Source organism: Citricoccus sp. (assembly GCF_032154715.1).
Taxonomy (GTDB): domain Bacteria; phylum Actinomycetota; class Actinomycetes; order Actinomycetales; family Micrococcaceae; genus Citricoccus.
In genome coordinates, this window is record NZ_JALDXU010000001.1 from 76873 (window position 1) to 96130 (window position 19258).

Here is a 19258-nt window from a genome sequence, read left to right on the forward strand (position 1 = left end):
TCGTCAGCCCAGACCGGCCTGGCTGCGGTTGAAGGCGATGGTGCGAGGGTCCAGGACGGGGCGCTCGGAGCGCGCCCGGGCGATGCGGCGGGCGGTGGCGAGCACCAGGTCCGGCAGTCCGTGGGGTTCCGGGTTCCGCAGCGCGTAGATGGCGCCCACGGCCACATCGACTTGGCCCAGGGCATCGGGCACCGGGGCCGCGATGGAGCCGGCCCCGGCAGCCAGGGCGCCGTCCAGCCGGAGGATGCCCTCGCGCCGGGCCGCGTCCATGCTCTCGTGCAGTTCCTCAGGCCGGGTCTTGGTGAACCGGGTGTACCGCTTGAGGGGGGTGGCCAGGTACTCGTCCTGCTCCTGCCGGCTGGAGAAGGCCAGCAGGACCAGCCCGGTGGCGGTGACATGGAGGGGGAGCCGGCCGCCCATACGGTTCTGCCCCGTGTAGTTGGGATGGGCCCGCAGGGCCTCCAGGTACATGACATCCTCACCCTCCCGCACGGAGAGGTTGACGGTGAGTCCGGTCCGGCGTTGCAGGTCCACCAGATGCGGAAGGGCCAGCTCGCGGATGCGCAGGTCCTCCGTGGAGGCGCTCGCCAATTCCAAGATCTTGCGGCTGAGGCAGTACCGTCCCTCCTCGTCCAGGTCCAGGCCGCCCCATTCCCGCACCTCGTGGGCGAGGCGGTGGGTGGTGGTCAGGCTCAAGTCGGCACGGCGGGCGATCTCGGAGAGCGTCAGCGGCTCACCCCGGTGGCCGAACGCGTCCAGCAGGGACAGGACGCGGGAGGCGGCCGTGCGCTTGGGGCGTCCGGGTGCGGTGTCGCGGAGCCGGTCGCGGACGCTCTGGATGTCCACGGGCAGGTTCTGGTTCATCGCGGGTCAGTCCTCCGGTGCCCACCCGGTTGGGGTACGCCGTCAGCCGAATCGGACCGGCGGATGCCGGAAGCCGGAAGCTCAGTGGCGTGCGCGAGACGGGGCTCGCGGGGCGCACCGGTGGTGGGTGTGGATCAGGTTAGGGGCCGGCGTCGTGCCTACTGGCCGGTTTCCGCCGGGTGAAAGCCGGAGGGGAAGGGGCTGAGGGGAGGGGGCAGGCCGGAGCGGACCGTCAGGAGGTGGATCCGGCCTGGCCCGCGCTCGGGGCCACCGTCCCGCCACCGTCCACGGGGAGGACCTGGCCGGTGACCCACCGGGCGGCGGGGGTGCACAGAAAATGCGCGGCGGACGCGATGTCCCAGACGTTGCCCTCGGTGCGCAGAGCCACGCTGCCGGCTCTGAGCTCGCGGCGCTCCTGGGACATGCCGCGAGCGGCGAAGGCGCCCCAGATCATGCCGACCCGGATGCAGTTGACCCGGATGCCGCGCGGAGCCAGGGTGGCGGCCGCGCCGACGCAGAGCTTCTCGAGGGCCGTCTTGGCCAGTGTGTAGGGCAGTCCGGGGCCGCGGCCCTCCACCGCCCCGGAGGAGACGTGGATGATGGCCCCGCCGGAGGTCATGTGGGGTTGTACGGCGCGCATCAGCAGCAGCGCGGTGCCCAGGTTGACGTCGAAGGCGCGCTGGTAGTCCTCCAGGGAGGTCTCGAAGATGCCGGTGATACCGCCGCCGCCCACGGAATTGCCCACCACGTCGATGGATCCGTACTCGGCCAGCACCCGGTCCACGGTGGCCAGGACATCCGTCTCATCGGTGAGGTCCACGGCGAAGCGGCTGGCCTGGCCCCCGGCCTCCCGGATGGCGTCCACGGTCCGCTGCGCCGCCTCCTGGTCCCGGTCCAGCACCGCGATGGCCGCGCCGGCCCGGGAGAAGAGCCAGGCCATGGCGAAACCCACGCCGCCCTCGGGCCCGCTCAGGCCGCCGCCGGCGACGACGGCTGTCTTGCCGGCGAGCCAGGGAGTGTGCTCGGCCTGGGCGATCTCGTCCTGGACGGCTGCGGACCAGGCCTGGGGGTGAGTGCCGGTACTGGGGCTGGGGGCGGTGGTGGACACGGTGTGGTGCTCCTAGGGTCGGGGTGTGGGGTGGGTGGGCTGTGAGGTGGGTGGGCGTGCGGGTCAGTGCACCGGGAAGGATTGCCCCGACCACGTGCTGAACACCCGGACCACCATGGAGATCGCCGCGTTGGGGGAGCCGGCCACCACGATCGGCAGGGAAGCCGGTGTGGCGTCCGTGACGGCCGGGTGGAAGTGGTCCGGGGCGAAGGGGCCGAAGGGTCGGTCACTCAGGCCCTTGCCGGCGGCGGCCAGATCGGCCTCAGTGTGCCCGGCCTGCTCGACGAGCCATTGGCGGACGTCCTGCTTCGACAGGCCCTCGTCATCGAGGGCGCGGGCATGCGCCGGGTTCAGGACGAGGACGGCCGAGCTGCTGCGGAAGATCCAGGGACCCATCCGTTGCAGGGTGTCCGCGATGTCCCGCAGGAGCTCCCCGGCACTGCGGAAGGAACGGTTGTCGATGAACTCGCTGGTCCGGGTCAGGACCACGCTGACGGCGTCCTGCCCGGCCGGCACCCCGGTCTCGGCGCTGTGCGGTGCCCAGGGGCTGGACTCCTCGTCCTCGCCCACGCAGTGGAACCAGCGGCCCGGGACCCCCTGGGTCGCCTGTTCCAGTTGTTGCGGAACCACTCCGAAGCCGTTGCGCACGGTCAGGCCCAGGGCGCGGGGGATGGTCATGTTCGCCCGGAACCCCGGACCGAACACCCCGCCGGTGGAGTTGACGCCCAGGCGGTGGCGGATCGGGCCGTTGACGATCACTAAGGGGGCCGGGCCGCTGGTGGACTGCCAGCCACCACCCCGTGCCGCCCGCTCATGGGACAGGGCCTCCCAGGCGGTCAGGACGACGGGCAGGTACTCCGGGCGGCACCCGGCCATGGCGGCGTGCAGGGCGATGTCCCGGACAGTGGCGTGGCGGTCCAGCTGGGGCAGACCGGCCAGGACCTCGTCCGGATCCCGGTCGGTGTGGAGCAGGAAGTCCTCGACTACCTCCAGCGTGGCCGGGAGCACGGGCAGGCCGTCCGACCACCCGCGGTCGAACAGGTACTCGGCCATGGCGCGGGAGGCGGCGGGATCCAGCCGGGTCTCCGGGACGGTGGTGCCCGCCGGAACCGTGGGCCCGTCCAGGTCCGGGCTCATGCGGCCGGGCCGAGGAAGTGGCCGCGCACCCGGGACGCCAGCGTCTGGCCGCGTTCCGTGAGGTCTCCGTTCGTCAGATTGGCGATCGGATGCGGCATGAGAAGCACGGGGAAGTCCGGCCGCCCCTTGAGCCCGGCCATGGCACGTGACGTGACCTCGAAGGCCTCCGTGCACAGGACCGCCACGGGCACTCCCCGCTCCTCCAGGGCGATGCCGTCCGCCACCGCGGCGGCGCTGCAGGAGCCGCAGTCACCGATGCCGATCACCACCACATCGCAGTCGTGGATGATGCCCTTCACCACGTCTGGCGCCAAGGGCATGGCGAAGTCCTGCTTCGTCATCCGGACCAGGTCGACGTGGTCCGTCTCCGCCAGTCCGGTGCCCAGGGCATCCAGGAGGGCCGCTGCATTGCGTTTCGTGTTCTCCAGCAGGCCCACGCGCTTGCCCCGGAGGGAATCCACCTGAGGCACCGTCGCACTCTGGGTTGCAGTGGCCGGCCCGCCGGGCCGCTCTCTACCGCTGATGCTGCTGATGGTGGGGTCAAGGATCCCGGCCGTCATGGCTTCCTCCATCCTCGCGGCAGCTGCCGCAGTCTCGTCTGGCCACTATGACCGGGGTGGAGGCTCTCGGTGGGTTGGATTCCAAGCGATGGAAGACCTGCGTGTGCCACCGTCGTCTGCGTCGGTCCGTACTCTGTGGAAGAATAGGTTGCCGGTCCGCGACGGCCGTCCGACGCCGACCCTTTCCGCCCTGGTGTAACGGCAGCACGCCAGCCTTTGGAGCTGTGCAGTATAGGTTCGAATCCTATGGGCGGAACTCTGCGGCGCCATGCCGCCCGCGGCGAGGACGCCCGCCTCTCGGCCGAAGAGGCACATCGGGAAAACTGGCCGATGCATCGTCCCGGAGCAATGTCAAGGGTTAAATCCGAGGGTTGAATTCACCCCGGGGGACCGCATTCCAGCGGACGGACCTTCCGCTCTTTGCCGGCGCTCCATAGGATCTGGTGGTTAGAGGCATCCCCGCCCCTGGACCGCCCTCACCCGGCGGTCCGTCCGGATCCCCCTCCGGATGGTCAGTACTGAACCGGAAGCTCACAGCATGCAACCGTCTCCCTCCCCGTCCCCATCCATCGCGCCCGAACGGCTCGTGACCGAACCGTCCTCAGGCCAGCACGACGAGCAAGACCAGCATGACCAGCCCCCACGTCCCGGACCGGTACCGGTAATCCACCCCACCGGGCTGCTGGCTTCTGACCCCGTAGCCGTCCCCGATCTGGCGCCGCTGGATCTCTCCTGGCTGGACTCGGGGGCAGACGGTCGCTGGATGGAGTCCCCGGATGAGGCGACCCGGGCCCTCGGCAGGATTCTGACGGGCCACGGTGCCGGCGGGGCGATTGTAACCGGCGAACTCGGTGACCGCCGCGAGACCATTGAATCGGCTCTCTCGGGAGTCAGCCCGGACCGGGCGGTCTACCGGCTCCACGGCAGCCCTTTCGCTGCGGCCACCCCTTACGGAGCCCTGGCCATCCTGCTCTCTGGACTGCAGGAGGCGCCGCCGGCGCAGATTCACGGCATGGTCTGGGCCCTGGCCGATTACCTGCGCTCGCCCGGAGAGCAGCCGGCCATCGTGATCGTGTCCCAGGCGGACCAGATCGACCCGGACACCATCACCGTCCTGGCACAGCTGTCCCAGATCAACCGCATCACCCTGGTGGTGCACTGCGACCGGCCGACGGAGGCCCCCCTCGATCTGGCGGCCCTTCGCCGGATGGGGATCCTGACCGGGATCACGGTCTGGCCGCTGACCCCCACGGCGAGTCACGGTCTGCTCGAAGAAGTGCTCGGGGGAACCGTGTCCCGCTTCGCCTCGACCGTGCTGTGGCAGCACAGCTCGGGCTCCGTCCACCGGTTGCGGCAACTGGCCCGGGACTGCGTGGTCTCCGGGAAGCTGCGGCGCATCGATTCCAGCTGGGTCCTCGCCCCGGGACCGCTGCCCCGATCCACCTCGGGAGGTGCCTCGACCGCGGTGTTGCGGGATCTTCCGGTGCGCCAGCGAGCGTTGCTGGAGATGCTGGCGATCTGCGGGCCCATGCGCGTCGGTGACCTCATCCACACGGGATTCGCCGCCGAGCTGGACGAACTCGACGACGAGCGGGTGCTCGAGATCAGGAACGGCCACAGCGGCCGGCTGGCCCTGGTCACCTCCGTGCAGGCGGCCGAGATCCTGGCGGCCATCGAACCGGACCGTCACCGTGAGCTGGCCAGTACTCTCGAGGCCCTCGACCCCGGATACCTCAGCGTGCTCCGGGCGGCCCAGGATCTGGTGGCCGCCGGCGATGCTGAGGGAGCCATTTCCCTGTTCTCCGACGTCGTCCGGGCCACGGGCGGCCGCCCGCGGGCCTCCTTGGCCGCGGGTCGGGTCCACCTGGCCTGGGCCGAGTCGCGGGCCCGGGCCGTGGTGGGCGACCTGGACGGTGCCGAGGCAGCGATCCGGCGTTCGCCGGAACAGTCCTCCGCCGTGCTCAGCGTGCAGGCCGCGGCCTTGGCCGTGGCCCGCGGAGACCTCCGCGAAACCTTGGCCTGCTTGGAGGTGGTTCCGGCCGAACACCGTCCTGAACTGCTCGACGCCGGCGGGGTGTTCTTCACGAGTGAGGCGATCCACTTCCGCGCCAAGTCCATCCGTGCTGAGGCGCTGGCCCTGGCGGACGACCAGACCGGCGCCCTGGGCCTCCTGGTCTCGCTCGACCGGGAACTCACCGGCTTCCGGACCCTGGGAATCATCAACGATGTGCTCAGTCCCTACGAGCGGGCCGTGATGGCAGAGTCCATGCTGACCGTCCTGCTGACCTGCGGTCAGACCCAGCGGTGCCGGGACCTGGCCGAGGCGGTCCTGGCCGGGAGGCATGGTAATCCCCATGCGGTGTTGTATGCCGATCTCATCATCGCCGCCCTGGACGCCATCACGGGATACCCGGACCGCGCCGAGCAGCGGGCTTCACGGGCGGCGGCCCAACTGGAGGTGGCCGGCCAACCACAGGACCTCCAGCTGGCGATCGCCATTCAGGCGTTCTGTGCCGCCGACCGTAGCGATCCGTCCGGAGGAGATCCCTCACGGCTGCTGGACGCCCGCGCGGAGGGACATCCGCGCGCGGCGGCGGCCCCGTCCCTGGGGCGGCTGGGCTGGCTGGCCGAACTGTTCCTGGCCTGGTCCACGGGTGAGATCCACTCCACCCGGGCACGGACGGCGAGGATCCTGGCGCTCGCGGACCGGGCTGCCGCCGACGGGCTCTACGCCGTGGAGTTCTTCGCGGTGGCCAGCGCCTTCCAGTTCGGAGAGATGTGGCTGGCACCGCGGCTGGCCGAGACGGCTGCCGGCACCCAGACGCTCACCTCCGGGCCGGGTCTGCTGATGGCCCGATCGGTGCTCGAGGACGATCATGACCTGCTGTACCGGTCCCTGGAACAACTGGCGGCGGCGGGGTATGCGGCGCACTTCGAGCGCGTCAGCTCACCCCTGCTGAAGGACCTGCCACCCGCTCAGTTACGGCGCCTAGCCGAGACCGCGGCATCCGCAGCGCGCAAGAGCGGTGCGGAGACGGAGGACTTGGAGGGCGATCCGGACTGGATGGCCGAGCTGACCCGCCGGGAGAAGGAGATCTCGCGGCTCGTGGTGGCGGGCAAGAGCAACGCCATGATCGCGCGGATCAGCGGGATCTCGATCCGGACGGTGGAAGGACACCTCTACCAGATCTACGCCAAGCTCCAGCTCAAGGGCCGTGCCGAGCTGACCCGGCTGGCTGCGGCGCACGCCCCGCAACGGAACGCGTCATGACCGCACCCGTCACGGGCCGCGTTCCGCCGCGGACCCTGCCGCGCAGGACGCCGGAGGTCGACATCCTGGTGGACATCCTGCAGGGGGAGCGCTTTGCCGGTGCCGTGATCCTGGGCGGCCCCGGCATGGGCAAGTCCTCCCTCGTCCAGACCGCCCTGGAGATCAGCGGACGCACGGCGGACGTGCAGACCGTCCAGTGCAGCCCCAACCTGCGCGAGGTACCGTATGGGGCCCTGACGCCCCTGTTGGCCACACTGCCCGGCCTCACCACCCCTGTGGAGGTGTTGCGTGCCCTGCAGCAGTTCGGGCCGAACCCCGTCATCGTGGTGGTGGATGTCCAGCACCTCGACGCGGCCAGTGCCTTCGTGCTGGCACAGCTGGTGCAGAACCGGGCCGCCACGCTGCTGACGATCGGAACCGGATCACTCGGCCGGGAGTCCGGCATCGCGGCCCTGGCAGACACCGGTGTACTGAGTACCATCCGCCTGGAGCCCGCGGACCTGCAGCAGGTCCGGCGGCAGTGCACGGGGGTCCTCGACGGGCCGCTGACCGAGGCCGCCGTGCGAACCATCCATGGGATGACCGGGGGTAACCCCCGGTTGATCAACGCCTACCTGGCGTCCGCGCATGACCAGGGGATCCTCGTGCGGGCCCCGAAAGGGGCGGCACTGCCGGGACGGCCGGCGCCGTGGATGCTCTTGCGGGCCGCCCCGGATCCGGACGGGCGGCTCATCGACACGGTGGAGGCCATGCACGATTCCCTGCTGCCCGGCGAACGCGAGACACTCGATCTCGTGGCCCTGGCCGGGTGGGCGCCGCGGTCCCTCCTGAGGACCGTGGCGGGGGAGCATGTGCATGACCTGCTCGGCGCCGGCTTCCTGCGGGAGGGGGCGTCCACGGACATGGTGGGCCCGGCCGCGGCCATCCACGCCGAGGTGCTCCGGGCTCGCATCCCGCCGGGGCGCAGCTTTGAGCTGTACAAGAGGTGGCACGCCGCGGGCGGCGATGCGGCGGAACACCGGACCGCCCGCAGCGTCCTCTGGGCGCTGGAATGCGGACAGCCGGTGCCGCTCAGCGAGATCATGGACGCCGGCTACCGGGCGCTGCAGGTCAAGGACTGGCCCACCGCCCGCGCCATGGCCCCCCTCCTGTCCGAGTCACAGGATCCGCGGGCCGCCCTGCTCGTATCCGAACTCATGCTCGTGGGTGGACGGACCTGGGCGGCCAGGACGGAGCTGGAGGAACTGACGGTCCGGACCACGGACCCGAACCTCAGGCTGGAGGCCCTCAGCCTGATGGCCCTGAACCGGGTGCGGACCGGGGACGCACCCAACCCCTGGGCTGCCCTGCCCGCGTTGATGGCCCAGCTCAGGGAACGGTTGCCCCAGCACACCGTCACGCCGGCTTCCCTGGCCACGATGGTGGACATGCTGGTCAGCGACGCGCTTCACCTGCACCGGCCTGAACTGCTGGAGCAGGCCCAGCTCCTGGTAGATGATCCGCAGACCCCGGACTTCACCCGGGCCATCATGCTGCTGATGCAGGCCGATGCCCTGGCCATGGCCGGACAACCGGACGCCGCCATCCCCGCCGCGGAGCGGGCCTACGAGCTCGCGGCCACCGTCCCGGTCTTCTCCGCCCGGTTCGGCCTGGACGCCCTCGTGTACCTGGTGCTCGCCTACATCGCGGCGGGGTACACGGACCGGGCCAAGGCGGTCTTGGCGGACCAGCTGAGCCTGGAACCACGCCAGTGGCATCAGCGGTCCGGCACCGTGCTGGTCCTGCAGCACCTGGCCGAGACGGCCGACGGGGCACCGGTGAAGGCGACCGCCTGGCTGGAAGACGCCGTCGTGGAGCTGCGTCACCACGATCCCGCCCAGATGCTCCCGTACGCCGAGGCTTTGCTGGCACCGCAGCGGGCCGCCGTCACCGTGGGACTGCCCAGCCCCACCGCCGAGGAACGTGCGGCGGGAGCATCCTACGGACCGGAGAGCCGATGGCTGTTGTCCCTGGCCCTGTTCAGCATCGCCGAGGACCGCAATCCGGACGCCGCGGACGAGGACCCACCGCTGTGGCGCCGAATCCTCGAAGACCCGCGCCTGGAGCAAGACCCCGTCATCCGGCGCGAGATCCTGCTCAGCCTGATCCTGCTGCGGGATCCCCTGGACCTGGACGAGGCCGTGATCGAGGAGTTGCACGGCACCGCCACGGTCACGCAGGGACCACGCTCAGCGGGAATCGCCCGGGCCCTGGACCCGTCCCTGGTCCGGGACCCGAGGGGACTGGCCGAGGCGGCCGAGGAGGCGGCCGCCGCTGGAGCGGTCCTGCCGGCGGCGCTGTGCTGGGCCCGGCTGATCCTTCTGCACCACCGCGCTGGTGACCTGCGCCGCCGTGGCGAGGCGCTCCGTCGGCTCAAGCACCTGCAGAGCCGGGCCGGCGTCGTCTTCCCGCCGTACATCGCGGGGGCCCTGGCCCTGGGCGAGTTGACCGTGCGGGAACAGGAGATCGTGGACCTGGCGGCCCAGGGGTTGAGCAACGCCGCCGTGGCGGAGAAGCTCTTCGTCTCGCAACGGACCGTGGAGGGACACCTGTACCGGGTGTTCACGAAGCTGGGCATCGCCGACCGATCTGAGCTGCGCGACCTCCAGTTCTGAAGCGCAGCATGAGCGCGTCCGGATTCCGGACCTTGTGAGGGACCCCCCCCCCCCCACCTGGGGGACGGGTGCCTCGCTCGTATGAAAGAGCACCAGTGTGGCCGGCGTCATTCCACGAGGGTGCCGGGTACCCGTAGGGAGCGGACAGGTACCGCACACGCGGTCCACGCAGACAAATCGAGTAGGCGGATACGGGTGTGTGACGGGGGTCCCCGAACCTACGCTCAAGGTGTCCGAACGGCAGGCCATCCCCGGCCTTCCTGAACGGTCAACCGTCCTTCGCCACGCTCATGGGTGGCTCCCGCACCAACCCCCGGTGGGAGATCCGATGCAGTACTTCGTTGTCGCCGCGCGCCGGCATGGGCTCGGGATGTGATCATGTCCCAGGCCACTGAACGCGTGATCGCACCACACCACCCGGTCGCTGACGCGGCGTCCCGATCCTCTCGCCGCTCATCGCTGCGCCATCCCTTCCGCGCCTGGCGCACCCCCGGTGGGACGGTGCCCGCCGGCCGGCACAGTATCGCCACCCTCGGCCGGACCGTGGAGGTGCCGGCCATGCTTCCACTGACCGGCACCGTCCCGGCCCTCTACTGGAGGGACCGCTACCGGCGCAGCGTGCTCGTGACCGATGTGGTCCTGGTCGTCCTGGCCACGGCCCTGGGCGGTCATGTCTCCGCGCTCGCCTTCACGGACCCGGACCGGCCCGCCATGGTGGTGGCCGGCGTCGTCACCCTGCTGTGGGTGGGCATGCTGCAGCTGTTCCGGACGCGTTCGGCACGGACCATGGCTGTGGGGGCGACCGAGTACAAGCGGGTCCTCGAGGCCACCGCGGCCACCGCCGGGCTCTTCGCGATCCTGGCCCTGCTGGTGGGCGGGACCGGGGGCCGGTACTTCCTGCTCATCGCCTTCCCCGCCGGCCTGGCCGGACTGCTGGCGGGCCGGTGGCTCTGGCGTGTGTGGCTGCACCGGCGGCGCATCCACGGCTGCGCGCTGTCCGACGTCGTGGTGGTCGGCCAACCGGCTGACGTGCAGTATGTGCTGCGCCAGATCGAGCGGAAGTCCGGTGCCGCCTACCGGGTGGTCGGGGTGGTCCTGGACGGGCAGGCCACGTCCGAGGACGAGGAGAAGACGTCCCTCGCCTCCCGTCACGCCCCCAGCTTCCTCGGCACCCACCACGTCACCTCCGCCGTGGCACGGCTGCACGCCGACGCCGTGATCGTGGCCGGGTCGCTGACCGGCGGGAACCAGGCCATCCGCGATCTCGGCTGGTCCCTGGAGGAGTCCCGGGCCGAGCTGATCGTGGTGTCCTCGCTGACCAACGTGGCCGGTCCCCGCATCAGCGTCCGTCCCGTGGAGGGACTGCCGCTGATGCACGTGGAGCAGCCCACCTTCGACGGCGGACGACACGTGGTCAAGCGCACCATGGACATCGCCGTCTCCGCCGTGGCGCTGCTGCTGATGCTGCCCCTCTTCGGGGTCCTGGCCTTGATGATCCACCGGGACTCGCCCGGTGGGGTGTTCTTCGCCCAGACCCGCACCGGACGCCGCGGGACGCCGTTCCGGATGTACAAGTTCCGCACCATGCGGCCGGACGCAGAGCAGCAGAAGGCCGCGCTGACGCTCGCCAATGAGGGCGCCGGACCGCTGTTCAAGCTGAAGGACGACCCCCGGGTCACCCGCATCGGCACCCGGCTCCGGCACCATTCGCTGGATGAGCTGCCGCAGTTCTGGAACGTGCTCAAGGGGGACATGTCCCTCGTCGGCCCCCGGCCCCCGCTGCCGGATGAGGTGGCGGCCTATGCCGGCCACGAGGGCCGCCGGCTGTTCATCAAGCCCGGACTCACCGGTCTGTGGCAGATCAACGGCCGCTCCAACCTGGGGTGGGACGAAAGCGTCCGCCTCGATCTCTATTACGTCGAGAACTGGTCCGTCACGGGCGATCTTCAGATCATGTGGCGCACCTTCAAAGTCATGATCCAACCCGAAGGAGCGTACTGATGAGTATCGCCGCCGATTCCACCGTCAACCCCGCCCTCCGCGTCGCCGTCATCGGCGCCGGCTACTGGGGACCCAACCTGGCCCGGAACTTCGCCATGAGTTCCGACTGGGAGTTGGTCGCCATCTGTGACATGGACCTCGAGCGGGCCGAAGAGCTGGCCCGGAAGACCGGCGAGCCGGCCGTGGTCACCTCCGTGGACGAGCTGCTCGCCAGGCATGAGGTGGACGCCGTGGCCATCGCGACGCCGGCCCGCACGCACCACGCGATCGCCATGCAGGCGATCGCCGCCGGCAAGCACGTGGTGGTGGAGAAGCCCCTGGCGGACACCTCCGAGCACGGCCGCGAGATGGTGGAGGCCGCCCGAGCCGCCGGGACCGTCCTGATGGCAGACCACACCTACTGCTACACCCCGGCCGTGCTCAAGATCCGTGAGCTCATCGCCTCCGGCGAGCTGGGCGAGATCCTCTACGTGGACTCGGTCCGCATCAACCTGGGCCTGGTCCAGCCGGACGTGGACGTCTTCTGGGATCTGGCCCCGCACGACCTCTCAATCCTGGACTTCATCCTCCCGGGAGGTCTGGAACCGGTAGCCGTCTCGGCCCAGGGCGCTGACCCGCTGCGATCCGGGAAGTCCTGCGTGGGCTACCTGGCACTGCCGCTGGCCAACGGCGCCCTGGCCCACGTCCACGTCAACTGGCTGTCCCCGACCAAGATCCGGCAGATGGTGATCGGCGGCAGCAAGAAGACCCTGGTCTGGGACGATCTGAACCCGCAGCAGCGGCTGAGCATCTTCGACCGGGGCGTGGACCTGGGCCGCCAGGAGCAGGTCTTCGGGGACGTGGCCTCCCGCAAGGGCGCGGCCATCTCCTACCGACTGGGGGACACCTGGTCCCCGGCGCTGTCCGAGTTCGAGCCTCTGGGCCTGATGGTGACTTCCTTTGCCGAGGCCATCCGCAAGGACCAGCCGGCGCCCACCGATGGCGATTCCGCGCTGCGGGTGCTCGCCGTGCTGGAGGCCGCCAGTGCCTCCCTCGCCGCCGGTGGGGCGAAGTTCCCTCTGGGCGGGCGCATCCCCTCGGATGCCACTCAGAACACCACGATGGAGGTAGCGCTGTGAACACTGTCCAATCCACTGACACGAGCACCCTTGACGGCGCCCGGATTGTCGTGACCGGCGGAGCTGGCTTTATCGGAAGTCACCTCGTGGATGCGCTGCTGAACGACCGGAACCCGGCTGCCGTCACGGTGGTGGACAACCTGTCCAACGGGTCAGAAGGCAACGTGCGGCACTGGCATGGCGATGACAGATTCTCGCTCACTGTGGCCGACGTCAGGGACAGAGGGGCCATGGACGCCGTCTGTGCTGATGCCGACATCGTTTTCCACCTTGCATGCCTGGGTGTTCGGCACAGTCTTCACTCCCCTGAGGAGAACCATGCAGTCAATGCTGAGGGCTCCCTGACCGTCGGCTTGGCTGCCCGCGACGCCGGGATCCGGCTACTCGTCCACGTCAGTAGCAGTGAGGTCTTCGGCACAGCTCAGTACGCGCCCATGGATGAACGCCATCCGACGTGGCCGGAAACGGTGTACGGGGCAGGCAAGCTCGCCGGAGAGGCTTATTCGCGGGCCATGTACCGAACGTACGGCGTGCCGACCATTGTGGCGCGGCCCTTCAACACCTATGGGCCACGAAGCCACCACGAGGGTGACAGTGGCGAGATCATCCCACGCACGATCGTCCGGCTCCTGGGAGGAACAGCTCCGGTGTTGTTCGGCACGGGTGAACAGACCCGAGATTTCATGCATGTACTCGATACTGCGGCCGGTCTGATGGCCCTGGCCGAGTGCGACAGGGCTGTGGGCGAGACCGTGAACCTTGGCACGGGGCGCGAGGTCAGTATGAGATCCCTGTGCGATCTCATCTCTGAGGCCGTGGGACGCTCCGATCTCGTACCGGAGGTCTTGCCGGACCGACCAGGTGATGTTCGGCGGCTGATCGTGGACAACCGACGGATGACCGAGCTGACCGGGTGGAGCCCCACCCAGCAATTCTCCGTGGGCATCAGAGATCTGGTCGAGTGGTTCCGCACGTGTGGAACGAGTCCGGAAGAACTGCTGGACCAAGTGGCTGCCACGAACTGGTCCGGGGAGTCGGTGCCGACGTGAGCCATCGAATTGATGTGATGAAGCCCTGGCTGGGCCCGGAGGAGACCGAGGCTGTCGCCCGGGTCATCGCCTCGGGCTGGGTCGCCCAGGGGCCCCGGACCGTCGAGTTCGAACGGGCCTTCAGCACGGCCCACGGGGTCTCCCACGGTGTGGCCACCTCCTCCTGCACCACCGCCCTGCACCTCGCCCTGCTCGTGGCGGGGGTGCAGCCCGGCGACGATGTCATCGTCCCCTCGTTCTCCTTCATAGCCACGGCCAATGCGGTGACCTACGTGGGAGCCAGGCCGGTGTTCGCGGACGTTGACCTGGTGACCGGCAACGTGACCGCCGAGACCCTGGACGCGGTGCTGACCCCTCGGACCACGGCCGTGATCGCCGTGGACCAGGGCGGCGTCCCCGTGGACCTGGACCCGATCCGGACCCTGTGCGACCGGCACTCCCTGGCCCTGGTCGAGGACGCCGCCTGCGGGGCGGGGTCCACGTACCGCGGTTATCCCGTCGGCGCAGGGGCGGACGTGACCGCCTGGTCCTTCCACCCGCGCAAGCTGCTCACCACCGGCGAGGGTGGCATGCTCACCACGGACAACCCCGAGTGGGCCTCCCGCGCCCGGCGGTTGCGGGAACACTCCATGGACGTGTCCGCGGCGGAGCGTCACACCTCCGTACTGCCAGTCCAGGAGAGCTACTCCGAAGTGGGGTTCAACTTCCGGATGACGGACCTGCAGGCGGCCATGGGTCTGGTCCAGCTGGGCAAGCTCCCGGAGATGGTCCGGCGGCGCCGCGCCCTGGCGGAGGACTACCGGGCGGTGCTGTCCACCCTGCCCGGGCTGCGCTACGTCACGGACCCGGAGTACGGCACCTCCAACTTCCAGTCCTTCTGGGTCGAAGTCCTGCCCGACTTCCCGCTGAACCGCGAGGAACTGCTCGCGTGGCTGGCGGCGGATGGGATCTCCGCCCGGCGGGGCATCATGGCGGCACACCGCCAGGGCGCCTACGCCGGTCATTCGGGCCTGGTCAGGCCCCTGCCCATGACCGAGAGGCTCACCGACAACACGCTGATCCTGCCGGTGTTCCACTCCATGACCGAGGACGAGCACCGTCGGGTGACCTCAAGCCTGCGGGCTGCCGCGGAGTCACCCCGCAACACCCGCAATCACTCCACCATCATGGGGAGTCGATAGCCATGACGCGGATTCTCCTGGTGGCCGCCAGCGGTCTGGCGCGCGAGACGCTGGCCTCCATCCGGTCTTCGGGCCGGGACACCGTGGTGGGCCTCCTTGATGACGACGAGGCGTTGCACGGCACCGTCCTGGACGGCGTGCCCGTGCTCGGAGGCCTGGACGAGGCGGCCGGCGGCCGGGAGAAGCTGCTGCTGTGCGCCGGCCAGGGCCGCAGCCGAGCCGCCATCGAGGCCCGGTTGGCCGGGCTGGGCGTGGAGCAGGGGCGCTATGCCACCCATGTGCACCCCTCGGTGGTGATCGGCGGGGGCAGCCAGATCGGAGCGGGGTCCATCCTCCTGGCCGGCTGTGTGCTGACCAGCGATGTTCGCCTGGGCCGCCACACGGTGCTGATGCCGCGCACTGTGCTCACGCATGATGACGTCCTCGGCGACCACGTCACCTGCGCGGCCGGCGCCACGCTGGCCGGCCGGGTGCACGTGGGCTCCCGCGCCTATCTCGGCATGCAGGTCTCCGTCCGCCAGGACGTCCGGGTGGGGGAGGACGCGGTCATCGGGATGGGGGCCGTGGTGCTGCAGGACGTGCCTGACGCCCAGACCTGGGCCGGAAACCCAGCCGGGCCGCTCCGTCAACCGGAACCGGCCGGCGTCGTGGGCCAGGTCCCCGGCGCACATGCCACCCTTCGCACCCTGAGAGGAACCGCGTCATGAGAATTCTGATCTGTCCCCACCAGCTCGGCATGGGCGGAAGCCAGCTGAACGCGATCGAGATGGCCTCGGCCATGCGGCACTACGGTCACGAGCCGACGATCTACTCAGCGCCCGGCGTCCTCACGGAGCTCCTGCGGGACACCGGCCTCGAGTGGGCGGAGGCCCCCGCGCCGGACGCCCCCGGACTGGGGTGGTCACGGCGGCTGGAGGAGGTGGTTCGGCAGCACCGCATCGACCTGATCCACGCCTATGAGTGGCGGCCCTGCCTGCAGGCGGCCTTCGGTGCCGGGCGGCAGGTCCCCCTGCTGATGTCCGTCATGTCCATGGACGTGCCCCGGTTCCTGCCCACCCACGTGCCCCTCGTCGTCGGGACGCCGGAACTCCAGCAACGGATGCTGGAGCAGGGCCGCCGGGCCCACCTGCTGGAGCCGCCCGTGGACATGGACCGGTACCGGACCACGGACATCGCCGCGGCTCGCGCCCGGTTCGGCATCCCGGACGGAGCCCTGGTGATCTCGATCGTCTCGATGCTCACCACGGCTCTCGAGAAGCTCCAAGGCGTGCTGGAGGCCATCCGTGTGGTGGACCGGATGGCGGCGACCCGGCCCGTCCGGCTGCTGATCGCCGGAGACGGGGAAGGCCTGCAGGCCGTTCAGAGGCGGGCGGCCGCCGTCAACGCCCATCACGGCTGGACCGTGGTGCAACCGGTGGGCTTCCAGCTGGACGCCGCCCCGGCCTACGCGGCGGCGGACATCGTGCTGGGCATGGGGTCCTCCGCCATCAAGGGACTGGCCCACGCCAAGCCCCTCGTGGTTCACGGTGAGGCCGGATTCTGGCGGACCCTGGACGAGACCACCGCGGCAGGCTTCCTGCACAGCGGCTGGTACGGCCGGGGCGGCGCCGGCACCCGCGACCTGGCGGGGGCGCTGGAGTACCTGGCGGACTCGCCCGTGCGGCGCCGGCAGCTGGGAGCCTTCGGCCGGGACCTCGTGGCCACCCGTTATGACCTCGACCGGGCCGCCGAGCACCTGGCCGCTCTCTATGTGGACACTGCTCTGGGAAGGTCTCCTCGGGCCGCCGTGGCCCGGTCTCTCGCACGCTCCGCCGCCACCAGCGCGCGGTACTTCACCTCCATGCGCTTCGGGTCCGTGGTGGACCGCGAACAGTGGGCCCGGGAAGGAGCCATCGCATGACCCCCTTCACATCCCCGACGACGGCCATGGCCGAGACCCCGCAGGTCACCCGGGTTGAGGCCGATGCCAACGGCCCGGTCCCCTTCGTGGATCTCGGCGCCCAGCAGCGCGAGATCGACGCCGAGGTCCAGGAAGGTCTGCGCCGCGTCTTCGACACGACCGCCTTCATCGGTGGACCGGACGTCCAGGCCTTCGAGGCCGAATACGCCGCCTTCATCGAGGTCTCCGACTGCGTGGGCGTCGGCAATGGCACGGACGCCCTCGAGCTGGCGCTGCGGGCCGCCGGCGTGCAGCCCGGGGGAGAGGTCATCCTTCCGGCGAACACCTTCATCGCCACGGCCGAGGCCGTCAGCCGGATCGGCGCCGTGCCCGTGCTGGTGGATGTGGACCCCCGGTACCTGTTGATCGAGCCCGAGGCGGCGCTCGCCGCCATGACGGCGCGCACCCAGGCCATCATGCCGGTCCACCTCTACGGCCAGACGGCGTTCGTCGAACGGATCCGTCCGCAGGCCGAGCGGGCCGGCGTCGTGGTCATCGAGGATGCCGCCCAATCCCAGGGGGCCTTCCGGCACGGTCGGATGGCCGGCAGCCTGGGGCTGGCGGCCGGCACCAGCTTCTATCCGGGGAAGAACCTCGGTGCCGCCGGGGATGCCGGCGCCGTGATGACCAACGACCCCGAGCTCGCGGCCCGCGTCCGGGTGCTGGGCGAGCACGGGAGCCCGTCCAAATACCGGCACAGCACGGTCGGCATGAACTCGCGGCTGGACACGGTCCAGGCCGTGGTGCTGCGGGCCAAGTTGGCCAGGCTGGAGCGGTGGAACGAGGGGCGCCGGGCCGCGGCGGCCCGGTACGCGGAGCTGCTGCGGCCCCTGGCCGACTCCGGTGACGTGTGGCTGCCCACCGCGGCTGAGGGCAACCACCACGTCTGGCACCTCTACACCGTTCAGTTGGAGAACCGCGACGCCGTGCTGGACGGCTTGCACGCCGCGGGGATCGGGGCCGGGGTGCACTACCCCGTGCCCGTGCACCTCACCGGTGCCTACGAACACCTAGGCCTGGCCCGGGACGCCTTTCCCGTCACGGAGGCCGCAGCAGACCGGCTGCTGTCCCTGCCGATCTTCCCCCACATCACGGCGGAGCAGCAGGAACGAGTGGTGATCGCCTTGGAGCGAGCCATCGGCCGAAGCCGATCGAGGAACGTTGCTGCGCTATGAGGATCATCGTCTGCCCCCATGACATGGGTATGGGAGGAAGCCAGATCAACGCGATAGACCTGGCGGCCGGGATGCAGGACCGAGGACACGAGGTCATGCTGTACTGCGAGCCCGGAAGGCTGGTCGGGGTGGCGGAAGCGCGCGGACTGGACTGGGCCCCGTCGCCCAGCGGGCTGCGGCTGTCAGGCGCCTGGGCCACGGGGCTCGTCCGATGGGTACGATCGTGGCGAGCCGACCTCGTGCACACTTACGAATGGGCACCCTCCCTCGGCGCCTCCTTCGGTGCGCATGGGGTGCTGGGGGTGCCACAGGTCATGACTGTGCTGTCCATGGACATTCCCCGTTTCCTGCCCCGGCACCTCGACCTGGTCGTCGGCACCCGCCGACTCCTGGATGAGGCCAGGGCCCACCCGTACCGCCATGTCATCGAGCCGCCCATCGATACACACACCGATGCGCCGGGGGGCCGCCGGGACGCGCGCCACCAGTGGGGGATCGCACCCACAGACTTCGTGGTCTCGGTCGTCGGGCGCATGACCCCAGACCTGGGCAAAGACGCGGGCGTCCTCGCGACCATCGACGCCGTCAACCGGCTCGCCGAGACCCATCATCCGGTGGTCCTGATCGCCGCCGGAGACGGTCCCTCTCTGGAATCGGTGCAACGTGCCGCGAGGGGGGTCAACGACCGCCACGGACGCCCAGTGGTCATCGTGCCAGGCAACATGGATGATCCGGCGCCGGCCTATAGAGCGGCGGACGTGGTGGTCGGCATGGGCAGCTCCGTCCTGCGGGGGATGTCCTGCGGCAAGCCCGCCGTGGTCCTCGGGGACCAGGGCTATACCAGGCCGGTCACCCAGCTGACCCTGCCCGAGTTCCGGCAGGAGGGGTTCTACGGGGTCGGTGATGGACACCCGTACACCGTTCGTTCCGCCCTGCAGTTCCTGGCCGAGGAATCAGGGGAGCGGCGTGCCCGGGGTGCCTGGGCCCGGAGCGTGGTGGAGGAGCACTACAGCCTCCTCGGAGCCGTCGGTCGGCTGGAGGAGATCTACCGCGGAGCCATCGCCCGCCGGACCAGCACGGTACGCAAGGCCTCATCCCTGGCCTATTCCGCCGCGGGATTCGGTTCCTTCCTGACCACCAGGAACCGATCCACCAAGAGCGGGGGCGTCGCGGCATGAAAGTCCTCTCACCGCCCAGCCAA

At 70.2% G+C, this 19258-nt stretch carries 14 protein-coding genes and 1 tRNA gene; 11 read left to right on the plus strand and 4 right to left on the minus strand.

Going from position 1 to position 19258, the window contains the following annotated elements; genetic code table 11:
* Window positions 1-3 precede the first annotated feature (3 nt).
* The 4 genes from RUH65_RS00330 to RUH65_RS00345 all read right to left on the minus strand — a co-directional run bounded on the left by RUH65_RS00330 (window position 4) and on the right by RUH65_RS00345 (window position 3579).
* Window positions 4-864 (minus strand): IclR family transcriptional regulator, encoded by an 861-nt coding sequence (locus tag RUH65_RS00330; protein ID WP_313815160.1) that lies wholly within the window; start codon window positions 862-864, stop codon window positions 4-6.
* A gap of 232 nt (window positions 865-1096) precedes the next feature.
* Complete coding sequence (locus RUH65_RS00335; RefSeq protein ID WP_313815161.1) at window positions 1097-1972, minus strand: SDR family oxidoreductase; 876 nt, start codon at window positions 1970-1972, stop codon at window positions 1097-1099.
* A 63-nt stretch (window positions 1973-2035) separates the two neighbouring features.
* Window positions 2036-3109, minus strand: coding sequence for a hypothetical protein (locus tag RUH65_RS00340; RefSeq protein ID WP_313815162.1), 1074 nt, complete (start codon window positions 3107-3109; stop codon window positions 2036-2038).
* Window positions 3106-3579 (minus strand): UGSC family (seleno)protein, encoded by a 474-nt coding sequence (locus tag RUH65_RS00345; RefSeq protein ID WP_313815163.1) that lies wholly within the window; start codon window positions 3577-3579, stop codon window positions 3106-3108. The genes RUH65_RS00340 and RUH65_RS00345 overlap by 4 nt, the downstream gene beginning before the upstream one ends.
* A gap of 274 nt (window positions 3580-3853) precedes the next feature.
* On the opposite strand from RUH65_RS00345, the gene RUH65_RS00350 reads away from it, so the two are divergent.
* The 11 genes from RUH65_RS00350 (at window position 3854) to RUH65_RS00400 (ending at window position 19235) form a co-directional block, all read left to right on the plus strand.
* A tRNA-Gln gene (locus tag RUH65_RS00350) sits at window positions 3854-3925 on the plus strand.
* 282 nt (window positions 3926-4207) lie between these two features.
* Complete coding sequence (locus tag RUH65_RS00355; RefSeq protein ID WP_313815164.1) at window positions 4208-6940, plus strand: LuxR C-terminal-related transcriptional regulator; 2733 nt, start codon at window positions 4208-4210, stop codon at window positions 6938-6940.
* Window positions 6937-9594 (plus strand): LuxR C-terminal-related transcriptional regulator, encoded by a 2658-nt coding sequence (locus RUH65_RS00360; protein WP_313815165.1) that lies wholly within the window; start codon window positions 6937-6939, stop codon window positions 9592-9594. Before RUH65_RS00355 ends, RUH65_RS00360 begins: the two co-directional genes overlap by 4 nt.
* A 378-nt stretch (window positions 9595-9972) precedes the next feature.
* Window positions 9973-11595: a sugar transferase gene (locus RUH65_RS00365; RefSeq protein WP_313815166.1), complete on the plus strand. Its 1623-nt coding sequence runs from the start codon at window positions 9973-9975 to the stop codon at window positions 11593-11595.
* Window positions 11595-12713 carry a Gfo/Idh/MocA family oxidoreductase gene (locus RUH65_RS00370; protein WP_313815168.1) on the plus strand — a complete coding sequence of 373 codons (1119 nt, stop codon included), beginning with the start codon at window positions 11595-11597 and terminating at the stop codon, window positions 12711-12713. The genes RUH65_RS00365 and RUH65_RS00370 overlap by 1 nt, the downstream gene beginning before the upstream one ends.
* On the plus strand, window positions 12710-13762 hold the full coding sequence (locus RUH65_RS00375) for a GDP-mannose 4,6-dehydratase (RefSeq protein WP_313815169.1): 1053 nt from the start codon (window positions 12710-12712) through the stop codon (window positions 13760-13762). Before RUH65_RS00370 ends, RUH65_RS00375 begins: the two co-directional genes overlap by 4 nt.
* A 17-nt stretch (window positions 13763-13779) precedes the next feature.
* A complete protein-coding gene (locus RUH65_RS00380) occupies window positions 13780-14943 on the plus strand; it encodes a DegT/DnrJ/EryC1/StrS family aminotransferase (protein ID WP_313815170.1) in 1164 nt (387 codons plus the stop codon).
* Window positions 14944-14945: 2 nt separating this feature from the next.
* A complete protein-coding gene (locus RUH65_RS00385; RefSeq protein WP_313815171.1) occupies window positions 14946-15650 on the plus strand; it encodes an acetyltransferase in 705 nt (234 codons plus the stop codon).
* Window positions 15647-16843 carry a glycosyltransferase family 4 protein gene (locus RUH65_RS00390; RefSeq protein WP_313815172.1) on the plus strand — a complete coding sequence of 399 codons (1197 nt, stop codon included), beginning with the start codon at window positions 15647-15649 and terminating at the stop codon, window positions 16841-16843. Before RUH65_RS00385 ends, RUH65_RS00390 begins: the two co-directional genes overlap by 4 nt.
* A complete protein-coding gene (locus tag RUH65_RS00395; protein WP_313815174.1) occupies window positions 16840-18057 on the plus strand; it encodes a DegT/DnrJ/EryC1/StrS family aminotransferase in 1218 nt (405 codons plus the stop codon). Before RUH65_RS00390 ends, RUH65_RS00395 begins: the two co-directional genes overlap by 4 nt.
* Window positions 18054-19235: a glycosyltransferase family 4 protein gene (locus tag RUH65_RS00400; RefSeq protein ID WP_313815175.1), complete on the plus strand. Its 1182-nt coding sequence runs from the start codon at window positions 18054-18056 to the stop codon at window positions 19233-19235. The genes RUH65_RS00395 and RUH65_RS00400 overlap by 4 nt, the downstream gene beginning before the upstream one ends.
* The last annotated feature ends 23 nt before the right edge of the window (window positions 19236-19258 follow it).

What these genes read in the sequence shown, in the direction of transcription:
- RUH65_RS00330 (WP_313815160.1), bottom strand. Translation starts at nt 864, where the DNA reads ATGAACCAGAACCTGCCCGTGGACATCCAGAGCGTCCGCGACCGGCTC.
- RUH65_RS00340 (WP_313815162.1), bottom strand. Translation starts at nt 3,109, where the DNA reads ATGAGCCCGGACCTGGACGGGCCCACGGTTCCGGCGGGCACCACCGTC.
- RUH65_RS00355 (WP_313815164.1), top strand. Translation starts at nt 4,208, where the DNA reads ATGCAACCGTCTCCCTCCCCGTCCCCATCCATCGCGCCCGAACGGCTC.
- RUH65_RS00360 (WP_313815165.1), top strand. Translation starts at nt 6,937, where the DNA reads ATGACCGCACCCGTCACGGGCCGCGTTCCGCCGCGGACCCTGCCGCGC.
- RUH65_RS00365 (WP_313815166.1), top strand. Translation starts at nt 9,973, where the DNA reads ATGTCCCAGGCCACTGAACGCGTGATCGCACCACACCACCCGGTCGCT.
- RUH65_RS00370 (WP_313815168.1), top strand. Translation starts at nt 11,595, where the DNA reads ATGAGTATCGCCGCCGATTCCACCGTCAACCCCGCCCTCCGCGTCGCC.
- RUH65_RS00380 (WP_313815170.1), top strand. Translation starts at nt 13,780, where the DNA reads ATGAAGCCCTGGCTGGGCCCGGAGGAGACCGAGGCTGTCGCCCGGGTC.
- RUH65_RS00385 (WP_313815171.1), top strand. Translation starts at nt 14,946, where the DNA reads ATGACGCGGATTCTCCTGGTGGCCGCCAGCGGTCTGGCGCGCGAGACG.
- RUH65_RS00390 (WP_313815172.1), top strand. Translation starts at nt 15,647, where the DNA reads ATGAGAATTCTGATCTGTCCCCACCAGCTCGGCATGGGCGGAAGCCAG.
- RUH65_RS00395 (WP_313815174.1), top strand. Translation starts at nt 16,840, where the DNA reads ATGACCCCCTTCACATCCCCGACGACGGCCATGGCCGAGACCCCGCAG.
- RUH65_RS00400 (WP_313815175.1), top strand. Translation starts at nt 18,054, where the DNA reads ATGAGGATCATCGTCTGCCCCCATGACATGGGTATGGGAGGAAGCCAG.